The organism is Pseudomonas sp. B10, assembly GCF_900156235.1.
GTDB classification, from domain to species: Bacteria; Pseudomonadota; Gammaproteobacteria; order Pseudomonadales; family Pseudomonadaceae; genus Aquipseudomonas; species Aquipseudomonas siliginis.
The window spans coordinates 2465194-2480420 of sequence record NZ_LT707063.1 but is presented as its reverse complement, the minus strand read 5'-3'; the positions used below and the strand labels follow the sequence as shown (position 1 = coordinate 2480420).

Annotated in this window: 14 protein-coding genes, 1 tRNA gene and 1 pseudogene; 5 read left to right on the top strand and 11 right to left on the bottom strand. The window is 59.7% G+C overall.

What is annotated here, in order from left to right; all coding sequences use genetic code 11:
* Window positions 1-291: 291 nt before the first annotated feature.
* From BXA01_RS11080 to BXA01_RS11070, 4 genes and pseudogenes are all read left to right on the top strand, one after another.
* Complete coding sequence (locus BXA01_RS11080; protein ID WP_076567706.1) at window positions 292-1605, top strand: MFS transporter; 1314 nt, start codon at window positions 292-294, stop codon at window positions 1603-1605.
* Window positions 1606-1719: 114 nt separating this feature from the next.
* Window positions 1720-2448, top strand: a pseudogene (locus BXA01_RS27700) (PAS domain-containing protein); the annotation flags it as partial.
* Window positions 2428-3036: a methyl-accepting chemotaxis protein gene (locus BXA01_RS27695; protein ID WP_420480646.1), complete on the top strand. Its 609-nt coding sequence runs from the start codon at window positions 2428-2430 to the stop codon at window positions 3034-3036. The pseudogene BXA01_RS27700 and the gene BXA01_RS27695, both read left to right, overlap by 21 nt.
* Before the next feature lie 217 nt (window positions 3037-3253).
* Window positions 3254-3853 carry a flavin reductase family protein gene (locus BXA01_RS11070; RefSeq protein ID WP_076564117.1) on the top strand — a complete coding sequence of 200 codons (600 nt, stop codon included), beginning with the start codon at window positions 3254-3256 and terminating at the stop codon, window positions 3851-3853.
* Between the two features lie 54 nt (window positions 3854-3907).
* Here the strand turns inward: BXA01_RS11070 and ggt are convergent, their stop codons facing one another.
* The 8 genes from ggt to BXA01_RS11030 all read right to left on the bottom strand — a co-directional run bounded on the left by ggt (window position 3908) and on the right by BXA01_RS11030 (window position 10891).
* Entirely contained in the window at window positions 3908-5740 is a 1833-nt protein-coding gene (gene ggt / locus BXA01_RS11065) for a gamma-glutamyltransferase (protein ID WP_076564116.1), read from the bottom strand.
* A gap of 216 nt (window positions 5741-5956) precedes the next feature.
* A complete protein-coding gene (locus BXA01_RS11060; protein WP_076564115.1) occupies window positions 5957-6205 on the bottom strand; it encodes a bacteriocin immunity protein in 249 nt (82 codons plus the stop codon).
* 50 nt (window positions 6206-6255) lie between these two features.
* Window positions 6256-6525, bottom strand: coding sequence for a bacteriocin immunity protein (locus BXA01_RS11055; RefSeq protein ID WP_076564114.1), 270 nt, complete (start codon window positions 6523-6525; stop codon window positions 6256-6258).
* The gene (locus tag BXA01_RS11050; protein WP_076564113.1) at window positions 6522-6788 is read right to left on the bottom strand and encodes a bacteriocin immunity protein; all 267 of its coding nucleotides are present in this window, start codon (window positions 6786-6788) and stop codon (window positions 6522-6524) included. Before BXA01_RS11050 ends, BXA01_RS11055 begins: the two co-directional genes overlap by 4 nt.
* A 97-nt stretch (window positions 6789-6885) precedes the next feature.
* Window positions 6886-7161 (bottom strand): bacteriocin immunity protein, encoded by a 276-nt coding sequence (locus BXA01_RS11045; protein ID WP_076564112.1) that lies wholly within the window; start codon window positions 7159-7161, stop codon window positions 6886-6888.
* Between the two features lie 6 nt (window positions 7162-7167).
* Window positions 7168-8415, bottom strand: a complete 1248-nt coding sequence (locus BXA01_RS11040; protein ID WP_076564111.1) for an S-type pyocin domain-containing protein — start codon at window positions 8413-8415, stop codon at window positions 7168-7170.
* Window positions 8416-8641: 226 nt separating this feature from the next.
* Window positions 8642-8718: transfer RNA gene (locus BXA01_RS11035), tRNA-Met, on the bottom strand.
* Between the two features lie 115 nt (window positions 8719-8833).
* Window positions 8834-10891, bottom strand: a complete 2058-nt coding sequence (locus BXA01_RS11030; RefSeq protein WP_076564110.1) for a methyl-accepting chemotaxis protein — start codon at window positions 10889-10891, stop codon at window positions 8834-8836.
* Window positions 10892-11223: 332 nt separating this feature from the next.
* On the opposite strand from BXA01_RS11030, the gene BXA01_RS11025 reads away from it, so the two are divergent.
* Window positions 11224-12441 (top strand): MFS transporter, encoded by a 1218-nt coding sequence (locus tag BXA01_RS11025; protein ID WP_076564109.1) that lies wholly within the window; start codon window positions 11224-11226, stop codon window positions 12439-12441.
* Window positions 12442-12623: 182 nt separating this feature from the next.
* Here BXA01_RS11025 and ychF read toward each other — a convergent pair whose 3' ends face one another.
* From ychF to BXA01_RS11010, 3 genes are all read right to left on the bottom strand, one after another.
* Window positions 12624-13724, bottom strand: a complete 1101-nt coding sequence (gene ychF / locus BXA01_RS11020; RefSeq protein ID WP_016773202.1) for a redox-regulated ATPase YchF — start codon at window positions 13722-13724, stop codon at window positions 12624-12626.
* Window positions 13725-13746: 22 nt separating this feature from the next.
* Window positions 13747-14331, bottom strand: coding sequence for an aminoacyl-tRNA hydrolase (gene pth / locus BXA01_RS11015; RefSeq protein WP_016773203.1), 585 nt, complete (start codon window positions 14329-14331; stop codon window positions 13747-13749).
* 171 nt (window positions 14332-14502) lie between these two features.
* Window positions 14503-15105: a 50S ribosomal protein L25/general stress protein Ctc gene (locus BXA01_RS11010; protein WP_024014298.1), complete on the bottom strand. Its 603-nt coding sequence runs from the start codon at window positions 15103-15105 to the stop codon at window positions 14503-14505.
* Between the last annotated feature and the right edge of the window lie 122 nt (window positions 15106-15227).

The window sequence follows — 15227 nt, the reverse complement described above, 5'->3', positions numbered from 1 at the left end:
CCGGCTCGACAGCCACGGAGATCCCCTGTGGGAGCGAGCCTGCTCGCGAAGACGTCGGCACATTCAGCATCAGATTGTCTGAACTGACGTTTCGCGAGCAGGCTCGCTCCCACATGGGCGGCTGGTCGGTGTTGGCGTGGTCCCTTGGACAGGCGCTAACAGTAAATCAAGCGCCGCCCTTTTGTTGAGCAGGTTTTCGCAAACCGAGACTATGGTCTGACGGGTTGTCGATCCGCGCTTTTGCGTAGACCATGAGCGCCTTGGTTTTTGCCGATGCCTGAGTTCTTTGTCATGACTGCCAATTCTCCAGCCCGACCGGCGCCGTTCAGCCGTGCCGACTACAAGACCCTCGGCCTTGCCGCGCTCGGCGGGGCGCTGGAAATCTACGATTTCATCATCTTCGTATTCTTCGCGCTGACCCTGAGTCAGCTGTTCTTTCCGCCGGAAATGCCCGAGTGGCTGAGGTTGCTGCAAAGCTTCGGCATCTTCGTCACCGGTTATCTGGCGCGGCCTCTGGGCGGGATTCTGATGGCGCATTTCGCCGACCGTCTGGGCCGCAAAAAGGTGTTCAGCCTGAGCATCCTGATGATGGCCCTGCCGTGTCTGCTGATCGGGATCATGCCGACCTACGCACAGATCGGCTATTTCGCGCCCTTGCTGTTGCTGGCGCTGCGCATCCTGCAAGGCGCTGCGGTGGGCGGCGAAGTGCCAAGTGCCTGGGTGTTCGTCGCCGAGCATGCCCCGACCGGCCATCGCGGTTACGCCCTCGGTTTCCTGCAGGCCGGCCTGACCTTCGGTTACTTGATCGGCGCACTCACTGCGACCTTCCTCGCGCAGGTTTTCACGCCTGCCGAAATTCTCGATTACGCCTGGCGCTATCCATTCCTGCTCGGCGGTGTGTTTGGCGTGGTGGGCGTTTACCTGCGCCGCTGGCTCAGCGAAACCCCGGTGTTCATGGCCCTGGAAGCGCAGCGCGAGGCGCGGGTCGAGCTGCCGCTGCGCACGGTGCTGCGTGAACATCGTCTGGCCATGCTGCCGGCCATGTTGCTCACCTGCGTACTCACCTCGGCAGTGGTGGTGTTCGTCGTCATCACCCCGACCATGATGCAGAAAACCTTCGGCATGACCGCCAGCTACACCTTCGGCCTCAGTGCCTTGGGCATCGTCTTTCTCAACATTGGCTGCGTGATCGCGGGGCTGCTGGTCGATCGCATCGGCGCCTGGCGCACGGTCATGCTCTACAGCCTGTTGCTGCCATTGGGCATTGGCGTGTTGTATGGCTGTCTGATCATCGGCGGGCATTGGATCGGCATGGCCTATGCGGTCGCCGGTCTGGCTTGTGGGGTAGTGGGTGCGGTGCCTTCGGTGATGGTCGGGCTGTTTCCGGCGCGGATTCGAGTGTCGGGCATTTCCTTCACCTACAACATTGCCTACGCCGCCTGGGCAAGTATCACACCGCTGTTGCTGATTGGTCTGATGCCGTGGAGCCCGTGGGTCTGCGTAATCTTCTGTGCAGTGATGGGCGCGGTGGGAGTTCTGACAGCGGCGTATTTCGGTGCGCGCATGCCACGTAGCGGACCGTGTCAGGCGGCCGGCGCTGCCTGATCCGTAAGCGCCGGATTATTTTCGACTGACGGGTCTGGCGCTGGCTTCAGAAAAGCTGCGCAAGGCCGATGGCTAGGTTGTATCCGCTAACTACCCTGCCATCGGTGCTTTCCCATGTTCAATAAACGCTTGAAACAAGAGCTGGCCGCTCTGCGCGAAGAACTCTCCAGCCTTGTACAAGTGAAGGAAAGCCTGGAAAGCGAAATGCTCGCGCTGACCCTTGAGCCCGACGGGCGGATTCGTTCGGTCAACCAGAATTTTCTCGATGAAATGTTCTACAAGAGCCAGGACCTGATCGGCCGGGCAATCGAAGACATCGTGCCGGCCCACGTCAAAACCGACGAATTCCATCAGCGCTTCAAAAACTCGATGAGCCGTGGCGAGCATTTTGCCGGCGCCGTGCGCCTGTTGCGCGGCAATGGCGACGAGGCGTGGCTGCGTTCCATCGTGCAACCGGTGCGCTCGTCCGATGGCCGGATCAGACACATCTCCTTCTACGCCAGCGACCTGACCCGCACCATCGAGGCCTCCCGCGAGCATGAGAACCTGATCGGCGCGTTGGTGCGCTCCACCGCCGTGATCGAGTTCGATCTCAACGGCAATGTGCTCAGCGCCAATGATCGCTTCCTCAACGGCATGGGTTACAGCCTGGCGCAGATCAAAGGCAAACATCACCGCACATTCTGCGCCCCGGATGAGTACAACAGCGCCGAGTACCAGAACTTCTGGCGGCGCTTGAACAGCGGTGAGTTTGTCGCTGGCCGCTTCAAGCGTATCGACAGCCATGGTCGTACGGTGTGGCTGGAAGCGTCCTATAACCCGGTGGTTGATGCCAACGACAAACTGTACAAAGTGGTGAAGTTCGCCACGGTGATTACTGATCAGGTCAACCGCGAGCAGGCGGTTGCCGACGCGGCCAGCATCGCTTACAGCACTTCGCAACAAACCGACAGCACCGCGCAACGGGGCACCACGGTCGTCACCGAAGCGGTGAACGTGATGCGTGATTTGTCGCGGCACATGCAAGCCGCCGGCGAAGGTATCGAGGCGCTGAACGAGCAGTCGCTGGTGATCGGCACGATCGTCAAAACCATCAGCGGCATTGCCGAACAGACCAACCTGCTGGCGCTCAACGCCGCGATCGAAGCCGCCCGGGCCGGCGAGCAGGGCCGTGGTTTTGCCGTGGTCGCGGACGAGGTCCGGCAACTGGCCTCGCGCACCAGCCAGGCGACGGACGAAATCGTCGGCGTGGTACGGCAGAACCAGGAAATGGCCCGCAATGCCGTGGCGCTGATGACCGACGGCAAGCTTCAGGCTGAACAGGGCCTGGCGCTGGCGGCGGAGGCAGGCACGGTGATTGTCGAGATTCAGGACGGTGCGCAGAAAGTGGTGGATGCGGTGGGGCAGTTTGCCAATCAGCTCTCTCACTGACACCGCACTGATCGTTCCCACGCTCTGCGTGGGAATGCCGCCCGGGACGCTCCGCGTTCCTTCGCTGGCGTGACGCAGAGCGTCACAGGATGCATTCCCGCGCAGAGCGAGGGAACGATCACCGAGGGGCAGCGCCGCATCTGCTCACTCCCACAGGTTCTGTGTTTCGCCAGTGACAGCGCTACAATCGGCTCCTTTTCCTCCGGAGCAGATCCCCATGAGCGTCTCCCACCGCCGTCCGGTGCCCTTGAACAAAGCCTACCGCCTGCTCAACCACGGGCCGACCGTGCTGGTCAGCGCCGCTCACGACGGCCAACGCAACATCATGGCCGCCGCCTGGGCCATGCCGCTGGATTTCGAACCGCCGAAAGTCGCCGTCGTCCTCGACAAATCCACCTGGACCCGCCAGTTGCTTGAAGCCTCCGGCACCTTTGTGCTGAACGTGCCTTGCGTCAATCAGGCCGATATCGTGCAAACTGTCGGCAACACCTCCGGCCTGGAAATCACCCGCAACCAAGGTCACGACAAGTTTCAGGCGTACGGCCTACACACCTTTGCCGGCGAACAGGTTGAAGCGCCGCTGCTCGAGGGCTGTGTCGCCTGGCTCGAATGCCGCCTGCTGCCGGAGCCGCGCAATCACGAGCAATACGACCTGTTCCTCGCCGAAGTCATCGCCGGCCAGGCCGACGAGCGTGTGTTCAGCGACGGGCGCTGGCATTTCGAAGGGCACGATGGTTTGCGTACGTTGCACCACGTTGCGGGCGGGCATTTCCTGACGATTGGGGATGGGGTGGATGGCAAGACGTTGGCGGTCTGATTTACTCCCGGGAGAAGGCCTGCTGCTCGACAGGCCTTTTTTCAATGCAGTGTTTCAGTCCCCCAACGCCTCTCCCTCACGCCGAGGATCGGCACCCCCCGTCAATGTCGCTTTGCCCTGCGCGTCCTTCACCCGCACGATCGCCTGGGTGCCGCTGGTCATGTCGATTTCACTGACCGTGTGGCCTTTGTCTTTCAACGCCTGAATCAGCGCCGGGCTGAACTGTCCCTGTTCCAGTTCGGTGGGGCCATTGCGGCTGCCGAAGTTGGGCAGGTTGATCGCACTTTGTGCATCGAGGTTCCAGTCGAGCAGGCCGATGGTGGTTTTCGCCACGTATTCGATGATTTGCGAGCCGCCGGGGGAGCCGACCGTGGCGACAAATTCACCGGTGTTGCGATCAAAGATCAGCGTCGGCGCCATCGACGAGCGTGGGCGTTTGCCCGGTTCGACGCGGTTCGCGACTTTCTGCCCGTTCTCTTCGGGGATGAACGAGAAGTCGGTCATCTGGTTGTTCAGCAGAAAACCTTGAACCATCAGGTGCGAGCCGAACGCGGCTTCGATGGTGGTGGTCATCGACACGGCTGCGCCGAGATCATCCACCGCGACCACTTGGGAGGTCGAGATGCGCAACGGCGAGCGGTCCGGTGCGTAGGCAACCTGTACGCCCGGCGGTGTGCCCGGTTTGGCGCTGCCCATGCTGCGCTCGCCGATCAGGCTGGCGCGGCTGGCCAGATAGGCAGGATCGAGCAACCCTTTGATCGGCACCGGGACGAAGTCGGTGTCGGCCACGTATTGCGCGCGATCGGCATAGGCCAGACGTTCAGCCTCGGCGATCAGATGCACCGCTTGCGGCGCCGGTTCGATGCCGGCCGGCTTATTGGTGGTCACTGGTTTGAGTGGAGTCAGCGACAGGCGTGGGTCGCGAGTCTCCAGCGCCTGCAACGTGCCGAGAATCTGCGCCACGGCGATCCCGCCCGACGACGGTGGCGGCATGCCGCAGACCTGCCAACGCTTGTAGTCGGTACACAGCGGCGCGCGTTCCTTGGCCTGATAGCGCTGCAAATCGTTCAGCGACAGGCTGCCGGGGTTGGCGTGCTGTTGAACCTTGGCGACGATCTCTTCGGCGATCGGACCTTTGTACAGCGCATCGGCACCTTCGCTGGCGATACGTTTGAACACGGCCGCCAACTTCGGGTTCTGCAGGCGCGTGCCGACAGCTTTGACGCTGCCATCCTCATTCAGGAAGTAAGCAGCCATGTCTGGCGACTGGCGTATCAGTGGATCGGCAGTCAGCAGCGAATGCAGGCGCGGGGAAATCGCAAAGCCTTGCGCGGCCAGTTTGATCGCTGGCTCAAACAGCTTCGCCCATGGCAAGCGACCGTGCTGCCGATGCGCCAGCTCCAGCGCGCGCAATACCCCGGGCGTACCGACCGAGCGCCCGCCGATCTGCGCTTGCGTAAAGGCCATCGGTTTACCGTCAGCCTTCAGGAACAGCTTCTCGGTGGCCCCGGCCGGCGCCGTTTCGCGGCCGTCATAGGTGCGCACCTGCTTGCCATCCCACAACACAATCATCGCCCCGCCACCGATCCCGGAAGACTGCGGCTCAACCAGCGTCAACACCGCCTGCATCGCAATCGCCGCATCAATCGCCGAACCACCCTGACGCAACATCTCCCGCCCGGCTTCGGCCGCGAGTGGATTGGCAGCAGCGGCCATGTGTTTATTGGCGTGTCGGGTTTGCAGATCAGTGCGGTAACCGGATGCAGCTTCTGGTGCCAGTGGCAAGGAAGAAGAGGGCGGGGCGTTGCATGCGGTGAGGGTCAGAGCGCTGACAAGCAGTGTCAGGGCTGGCAGGCGAAAGCGCTTTAAGGGCTGGGCTGGAAACACGCGGGCTCTCCGTCCGTGGGGTAGAAGTCTTGAGGGACTTTATCGAGCGGGCGGACGGGGTGCAAACCGCGTGGGGATTACAGCCCTTCCGATCAGCGGCCGCGCCAATCGATTGGCCGAAAACGATGCCCTTGTGGGAGCGAGCCTGCTCGCGAAAGCGGTAACTCTGGCGATGCGATCTTCTTGAGAGTGATGCAGGGTTAGTGAGTCAGAAACTTATTGCTTGAAGCCGGGTAGACCATGGGTACAGCGCCACTTTTTCACGATTTCGGTAATGCCCTCGGCTGTTTGTTGTTTCATTTCCTCGGGCCAATAGATAAGGTCAGTGCCCGCTGGGTGCTCACACAGACGTACAAATTCAAACAACAGCGGATCGAGAATCTCGTCTGGGCTTGTGTTGGCTGCAAGAACAGATTGCACAAATTTCAAGAATTCCGCTTCGGTGTAGTCGGATATGTTAGTCATAACGTTCTCAAGTTGAAGTTCCACAGTTCAAATGAAACGGGCGGCAGGATTCATGTCTTGAACCCGGGTAGTCGATTCGCTTCGCGCCAAGCCATGACTGTACGAGCTATTCCGGCAGATGTTGTATCTGCTCCGGGCTCGGGGTAGAAGATCAGGTCTGTTCCAGCGGGGTGGCCGGTCAAAGCCCTGAATTCCGCCAGCAATCTGCCAAGCTCCTTGTCAGACCCACTTCTGTTGACTGCTCTTATATTTTTCACGAAACAGATGAATTCTGATTCTGTGTAGTCAGCTATGCTTTGCTTGGTGCGTTTTCTTATCATTGTTTGAAGCCCGACAGTCCATGGTCACTACGCCATTTCTTCAATGACTCAATGATTCCCTGTGCCGAGTCATCGGCGCCATCTTCAGGGTAAAAAATCAAATCGGATCCTGTTGGGTGTCCACAAATCAAATTGAAGTGAAGAACGAGCTTGCTTTCTTCTTCTTCGCTCCCCTCATTTCCGATAATGCGCTCAAGGATGTTGATGAATTCTTGCTCGGTGTAATCTGACAAATCGTCTTTAATAAGGAATTCCGTTGCCATTGCCTATCTCATGCACGAATCTTGGATGTGTTGAGACGCAATAAATCGTGACAGCCAAAGTTAACTCGATGGCTCGAACCCTCAACGACACGATTTATCAAGAGCCTTTGAACCCCGGCAATCCCTGTGCTTCTCGCCAGTCCCTGACACTTTGCATTACCCCCACAGGGGAGTTATCAGCACCAGGCTCCGGGTAGTAGATCAAGTCTGATCCTGCTGGATGCTCGCTGATTGTCTCGAAGTGCGCCAACAGTAAATCAGCACGATCATCGTTTTCAGCTTCTTCATCCTCTTTCGCGAGCTCTTGTAGTAGCGCGACGAATTCGGCCTCTGTGTATTCAGAAATGCTGGCTTTTAATAAGGTGTCTTTCATATTTGCCTATTCACGCCGGTGTATATCGATATGGTTCCGAGGAGTATTTACTCGAAGGTTATCTAGGTCATATACGCCACCACCCTTGGATATTTTTTCGAGATGGTGAATTTCATAAGACTTTCTACCGCCGACTCTATCGGCTTTACGCACACGTGGCGCCTTACCCTTACGCATGCGACCAACATTCTGTTCAATCAACTCACCCCCCGATGTTGACTCTGCAACAGTTTTCCAAAAGGTTGCTCTGAATGAGTCGAAGTTTTTGAATTCTCGTCCTCGTAGGGAGTTGGCAACGTCTGTTGGAATCGGAACCCCCACGTCCGAATCAGCACCCGCAAGCCATATCCCCGCCACATCCTCCCCCACCCCCGTAACGATCCCAGGCGTCTGCCTCGCCGGCCTCGAATAAACCACATACAGCGACTTCAGCCCGGTGTCCGCCGGGAACACCAGAATACAATCCTCGGCCGTTACATCCTCGCCCGGCAGACCCTCAATCTGGCTATCGGTATTGTCCGGAATCGGGTGGACGAGGATCGGGTCGAGTGCCTCACCGTGGTCGGGATAAACCAGCGGAGGCATCGACCCCAACGGCCCGCGTTGCGGCGTCCAAAGAATGGTGATGCCGTTGAGCTTGGCCTCCATGGCGGTCTTGTCGGCGTTCCACTTGACGTTCACCGTGCGTACGGCGTCGTCGCCAGAGGCGTCGGAGTGGATGCCGTAGACCCGCAGAACACCTTCGGCATCACGACGAAACTGGAAGCGCACGCGCGTGGTGGCGCGGCTCATGCGGCGTAGTTCTTCGTCGGTGTGAAGCGTGCCGTCGGCCATTTTGCTCGGCAGCATTCCCAGCACAAACACGCTGGCCGGCCCGCCGGCGCCACGGATGGCCCAGTTCAGGCGCTGTTGCAAAATCCCGCCGCCGGCCAGACGCCCCAAAGCCAGGTCGGCGCCTATTGCCGTCGCGACAGCGGTGCTGGCGGATGGCATGAGCATGGCGCCGGCGACCATGATCTTGCCGAAGTTGCTGGCTGGCTCCTTGGCAGTGCCAGCGTCCGTGCGACACCAGTTGTCCGGCGTGCAGGACTTGGCAAATACCCTGTCTTCGCGTGGCTTGGGCGCAGGCCACTCATCCTTCTCGATGTACACTGGCTCCGGCGCTTTCGGTGGAAGCAAAGTAAACCAGGCCCTGCCACCGCTATACGGATTTAATAACCAGTCATCGTCGAGAAGGTATTTGTATTGAGGCATGCCAACTCCCTGCATGGCGCTGAATCGAGCCAGGGGAGCTTGTCGGTATAGGAGCGATTCGGGGAGAGAGCGACAGGTGGCTGATGCTACGAAAGATCCGTTTCGTACCAGAGATCTACTTTTTTCTTACGGAGGTATCTGAATTGCATGCAGGGAGCGGGAGGAAAAGGACTTTTCCCAAGGCATAAAAAAACGGCCTACCTTTCGGTAAGCCGTTTTTAGTACTTGGTGGCTACACAGGGACTTGAACCCCGGACCCCAGCATTATGAATGCTATGCTCTAACCAACTGAGCTATGTAGCCAAGTGGCGCGCATTATTCCCCTGAAATGGCAAAGCGTCAAGCGTAAATCGAAAATATTTCTTCCTGTTTTCAACCGCTTATCCTCCAGCCCCGAAAATCGGGGCCGGGGAGGGCGTCAGCGCAGTTGGAATCTGGCGGTATTGGCGCTCAGGGCCTCGCTACCTTGGCTCAAGGTGTCCGCCGCGAGGTTCACCGCACGTGCGCCTTCAAGCAAACGCACCGCCGCTTGATCGACCTGCTGGATATTGCCGCTGACTTCGTCGGCGGTGCTGGCCTGTTCTTCCACAGCGGTGGCGATTTGCGCCAGGGTGTCGGTGACGCTCTGTACGGCGCTGGCGATTTCTCCCAAGCGTTCGCCGAGTCCGGTGACCGCCTCGGCATCCGATTGCGCCTGGCCGCAGGCGGCTTCCATCAGGCTCACCGCTTCGTTGACCGTGGCGCGCAGGCTGTCGACGGTGCCAGCGATCTGCGCGGTGGACGATTGCGTGCGTTGCGAGAGGCTGCGCACCTCGTCGGCGACCACCGCAAAGCCGCGACCCTGTTCGCCGGCGCGGGCGGCTTCGATGGCGGCGTTGAGCGCGAGCAGGTTGGTCTGCTCGGCGACGCCGCGAATGGTGTCCACGACCAGTTGAATCTGCTGGCCTTGCTCGCTGACCCGGCCGAGCGCGGCGGCGGTGTCGTTCAGGCGCTGATTGAGCTGCTGAATGCTGGCCGTGGTGCGCTGGCTGTCGCGGCTGCTGTCGGCGGCGATGCGCCGGGTTTGCTGGGCGCTGCCCGAGGCCTGTTCGCAACTCTGCGCGACGCCTTGCGAGGTGGCGGCCAATTGCGTGGCGGCAGCGGCGATCTGGCTGATCTGCAACTGCTGCGCCTCGACTTCGCTGAGGGCGCCGCTGGAGTGTTGGTTGAGGCTGCGTACCGCGTTGCTCAACTGCGAGGTTTCGTGGTCGACGCCGAGCATGCTGCTGCGCAGTTGCACCACAGCGACGTTGAGCGCGGTGCTGATCGCTGCCAGCTCATCGCGCCCCACCACCGGCACTTGCAGGCTCAGGTTGCCGTCGCGCAAGGCCTCAGCGAGCAAGGTGATGCCGCTGGCGCTACGGCGGATCGAGGCTTGCAGGCAGACGAACAGGTATAGCGCGGCCAGCAGCAGGCAACCGAAAATTGCGGCGACAAGAATGAACTGGCGAATCGCCGAGCTGTAATACGCATCGAGCCGCTGATCCAGCGCGACCAGGGATTGCTGGCGCAGGGAAGCGAGGTCGGAGAGCAGCGCGTCGAGGCTGCGTTCGAAGTCCTCTGGCTTGAGGTTGATGCTGCCGCCAAACACACCGTCGTCGAGGACTTTCAGGCCGCTGTCGAGGTGTTTCAGGCTGTCGTGATACTGACCGGCCCAGGCTTGCAGCTCGGCTGGCAGACGCGCCTCCAGCAGGCCGGCGGTTTTCACCAGTTGCTCGCGGGCGTCCCCGATGCGACTGCGCAGGTCGCGCAACTGCAAGCGGCTTTGCAGGGTGAACTGGCCGGAAACGACTGAGGCCTGACCGACCGCCGCCAGACGGCCGACCCGCTCGATCAGGTCCGGTGCGTGTTGCGTGGAAATCTGCGTCAGCAGGTAGGTTTCCAGCCACGGCGCGAGAGTCAGGCGATTGTCCATGACGATCTGCTCGCGCAAGGCTTGCAGCGCGCCCAGGGCATTGGTGAAGCGGTCATAACCGTCCGGCCACCAGCCGACACTGCTCAGGCTTTTCGAATCAAGGCCATTGAGCGCGGTTTGCAGCGCCTGAAAGCGTTCGAGGATTGCGCCGTCGGCGCCTTGCTGGTTCAGGGCATTGCCTAGCTCGGTGGTGGCTTGCAGCACCGCCGGTTGCACGGCGTCGAAGGCGGCCATGGCGGCGAGGGTGGCCGGTGTCGGCTGACGATTGGTCTCGGTGGCGCGCCAGCGGGCGGCGCGGTCGCGTTGCGCGGCGAGCAGGTTGTCCAGCGCATCCAGCGCGAGCAATTGACGCACACCGGCACGTTCGCCGGAAATCAGATTGAGCTTCTCGCGATAGTCATGGCCGATCATCAACAGGCTGCCGGCCAGCGGCAGAATGAACAGCAGAAACAATAATTGGAATTTACCTGCGAAGCCAAACCGCCCCAGCAATTTGATCCCCGGTGAAAGGAAAGCCTGCATGCCTCATGACTCCTCTGGACACCACGCACCATTGGCGTGCATCGCGAGCTGTTGGCTCACGACCCGTGCCCTCTAAAAGGCCTCGAAAGTTCACCCATGCCCGCTCTGTAGGCCGGCTCTGTAGCGAAACTTCCCATTGTCGAGCGCCTTTGTAAGGCGATCGTGTTCAAGGGCAGAAGCAAGGCAAGATTCAGACCATGGCGTTGCGCTATCACCGTTTGCTCGACGACCAGTCAGTTAGTTAGCTGCCTAAGGGGATAGCGCGAGCGCACCGAAAAATGGCACATTGACGCACCTGCCCGCGGGCACCCATCTGCTGTCCGGAATTTTCCATGGCTATCAGCAACGTTCAGACCGCCGCTGCCTCGGCGACCTCTGCTCCTCAAAGCAGCCCCTTGGTGATGCGCATCATCGGCGCGGTGGCGCTGGCGCATCTGATCAATGACCTGATCCAGTCGGTGCTGCCGTCGATCTACCCGATGCTCAAGGCCAACTATGGCCTGACCTTCACCCAGGTCGGCCTGATCACCTTGACCTTCCAGTTGACCGCATCGCTGTTGCAGCCGTGGGTCGGTTACCACACTGATCGCCACCCCAAACCGTGGCTTTTGCCGGCGGGCACCGTGTGTACGTTGATCGGCATTCTGATGATGTCGGTGGTCGGCAGCTTCCCATTGATTCTGCTGGCGGCGGCGCTGATTGGTATCGGCTCGTCGACCTTTCACCCGGAAGCCTCGCGTGTTGCGCGCCTGGCTTCGGGCGGCCGGTTTGGACTGGCGCAATCGACCTTTCAGGTCGGCGGCAATGCCGGTTCCGCGTTTGGCCCTTTGCTGGCGGCGGCGATCATCATTCCCTTCGGCCAGGGCAATGTGGCGTGGTTCGGTCTGTTCGCAGTGTTTGCGCTGTTCGTGCTGTACCGCATCAGCCGTTGGTACGCCAACCACCTGAACCTGTTCAAGCTCAAGGCCGGCCAAGCCGCGACGCACGGCTTATCGAAGGGCAGGGTGACCAGTGCCTTGGTGGTCCTGGGGCTGCTGGTGTTCTCCAAATATTTCTACATGGCCAGTTTCACCAGCTACTTCACTTTCTACCTGATCGAGAAGTTCGACCTGTCGGTGGCGAGTTCGCAATTGCACTTGTTCCTGTTTTTGGGCGCAGTGGCGGCAGGGACGTTCTTCGGCGGGCCTATCGGCGACAAGATCGGGCGCAAGGCAGTGATCTGGTTTTCCATTCTTGGCGTCGCGCCATTCACCTTGATCCTGCCGCATGTCGATCTGTTCTGGACCAGCATTCTCAGCGTGGTGATCGGCTTCATTCTGGCGTCGGCATTCTCGGCGATTGTGGTGTACGCGCAGGAACTGGTGCCAGGCAATGTCGGGATGATTGCCGGGATTTTCTTCGGGCTCATGTTTGGTTTCGGCGGGATTGGCGCAGCGCTGCTCGGGCATCTGGCGGATGTGCACGGGATTGAGTACGTGTATTTCCTTTGCTCGTTCTTGCCGTTGTTTGGTGTGTTGGCGATCTTTTTACCGCGTACCAGAAAGGCCTGAACAGACGAATCGAACTGTGGGAGCGAGCCTGCTCGCGAATGGGTGGGTCAGTTGACGAATGCTTAGCTTACACGCCGCATTCGCGAGCAGGCTCGCTCCCACAGGGAAATGTACTCAGTCACTGAATTTCAGGCACAAAAAAGCCGCGTATCAAACGCGGCTTTTTTATGTGCGGCTGTTGCTTAGACGTTGAAGCGGAAGTGCATCACGTCGCCGTCCTTGACGATGTAATCCTTGCCTTCCAGGCGCCACTTGCCGGCTTCTTTGGCGCCGGCTTCGCCCTTGTACTGGATGAAGTCGTTGTAGGCGATGACTTCGGCACGGATGAAGCCTTTTTCGAAGTCGGTGTGGATCACGCCAGCGGCCTGTGGTGCGGTAGCACCGACCTTGACGGTCCAGGCGCGGACTTCTTCGACACCGGCGGTGAAGTAGGTCTGCAGGTGCAGCATTTCGTAGCCGGCGCGGATCACGCGGTTCAGGCCAGGCTCTTCCAGGCCCAGGGCCTCGAGGAACATGTCCTTCTCTTCGCCATCATCGAGCTCGGCGATTTCCGCTTCGATCTTGTTGCACACCGGAACCACCATGGCGCCTTCTTCTTCGGCGATGGCCTTGACCACGTCCAGGTGCGGGTTGTTCTCGAAACCGTCTTCGGCAACGTTGGCGATGTACATGACCGGTTTGGTGGTCAGCAGGTGGAAGCCCTTGATCACGGCTTTCTCATCCGCGCTCATGTTCTTCATCAGGCTGCGCGCCGGTTTGGCTTCGGTGAAGTGCGCGATCAGTTGCTCAAGCAGAGCCTTCTGAACCACGGCGTCCTTGTCACCGCCCTTGGCGTTGCGCGCGACTTTCTGCAGTTGTTTCTCGCAGCTGTCGAGGTCGGCGAAGATCAGTTCCAGGTCGATGATTTCGATGTCGCGTTTCGGGTCGACACTGTTGGAAACGTGAATCACGTTGTCGTCTTCGAAGCAGCGCACCACGTGAGCGATAGCGTCGGTTTCGCGGATGTTGGCCAGGAACTTGTTGCCCAGGCCTTCACCTTTCGAGGCGCCGGCGACGAGGCCGGCGATGTCGACGAATTCCATGGTGGTCGGCAGGATGCGCTTCGGATTGACGATGGCCGCCAGAGCTTCCAGACGCGGATCCGGCATCGGCACGATGCCGCTGTTCGGCTCGATGGTGCAGAAGGGGAAGTTCTCGGCCGCGATACCGGATTTGGTCAGGGCGTTGAACAGGGTGGACTTGCCGACGTTAGGCAGGCCGACGATGCCGCAATTGAATCCCATGGTGTTTCCCCTCGGGTAAAAGTCAGGCCTTCTGGCTGTGCAGGTTTTTCATCGCGCGGTTCCATTCCCCGGCGAGGATATCCGGCAGCACGCCGAGGGCAAAGTCGATGCTGGCATCGAGTTTTTCCTGTTCGGCGCGTGGCGCACGACCCAGGACGAAATTTGAAACCATACTGGCAACGCCCGGGTGGCCGATGCCAAGCCGCAGGCGGTAGAACGTATTCTGATTGCCCAGTTGCGCAATGATGTCGCGCAACCCGTTGTGACCGCCATGGCCGCCGCCCTGCTTGAGCTTGGCAACGCCCGGAGGCAAGTCGAGTTCGTCATGCGCCACGAGGATTTCTTCAGGCTTGATGCGGAAGAAACCGGCGAGTGCCGCCACGGCCTGGCCGCTGCGGTTCATGTAGGTGGTGGGAATCAGCAGACGAACATCCTGACCCTGATGCGAGTAGCGCCCGGTCAGGCCGAAATATTTGCGATCGGCCACAAGATTCACATTCTGTGCGTGGGCGATGCGCTCAACAAAAAGGGCCCCTGCGTTATGCCGGGTCTGTTCGTATTCAGCGCCTGGATTTCCCAGGCCAACGATCAGTTTGATGGCAGTCACGATAGGGGCCCTTCCTTGGAGTGGTGGATAACATCGCCGCGATCGGGGAAAGCGGCGAAAGTGGACGAAAAATGCTCATTTACCATAGATGTAAACTCCGCGTTCTCGCCCGCTTTCTCGCTACGTTCCAGTCCGCGATGTTACTTGCTCACTCCGGCATGACAGAGTGAATTACTCTGCTTCGCCTTCTTCGGTAGGTTCTGCAGCAACACGTGGAGCGTGGACGTTGGCAACAGCCTTGTCATCGCCGTGTGCCAGAGCAACGAACTCAACACCTTTAGGAGCTTTGAGGTCCGACAGGTGAATGATGGTGCCGATTTCTGCTTTCGACAGATCGACTTCGATGAACTCAGGCAGATCTTTAGGCAGGCAGGTCACTTCGATTTCAGCAACAACGTGCGAAACTTCGCCGCCTTTCTTCACTGGAGCTTCTTCGCCAACAAAGTGTACAGGCACGATGGCGGTCAGTTTCTGGCCGGCAACAACGCGTACGAAGTCAGCGTGCATCACGTGGCCTTTGGCCGGGTGACGCTGCAGAGCCTTGATGATTACGTTCTGCTTGGTGCCACCAACGTTCAGCTCGATGATGTGGCTGTAAGCCGCTTCGTTTTCGAGCAGTTTGGCAACTTCTTTGGCCAGCATGCTGATGGATTCAGGGGCTTTGTCGCCACCGTAAACAACAGCTGGAACCAGAGCGGCGAGACGACGCAGGCGGCGGCTCGCACCTTTCCCCAGGTCGGAACGCACTTCAGCATTCAGAGTAAAATCGTTCATTTTGTATCTCCAAAATAGCCATGACCGAGTGGCGTTTGCGACCAGCGCCGAACACGGTATGGGCAAAAAAGCCCCGCCCCGACAGGAATGCCGGGGCGGGGCGCTTTTCGTCAACGAGACAT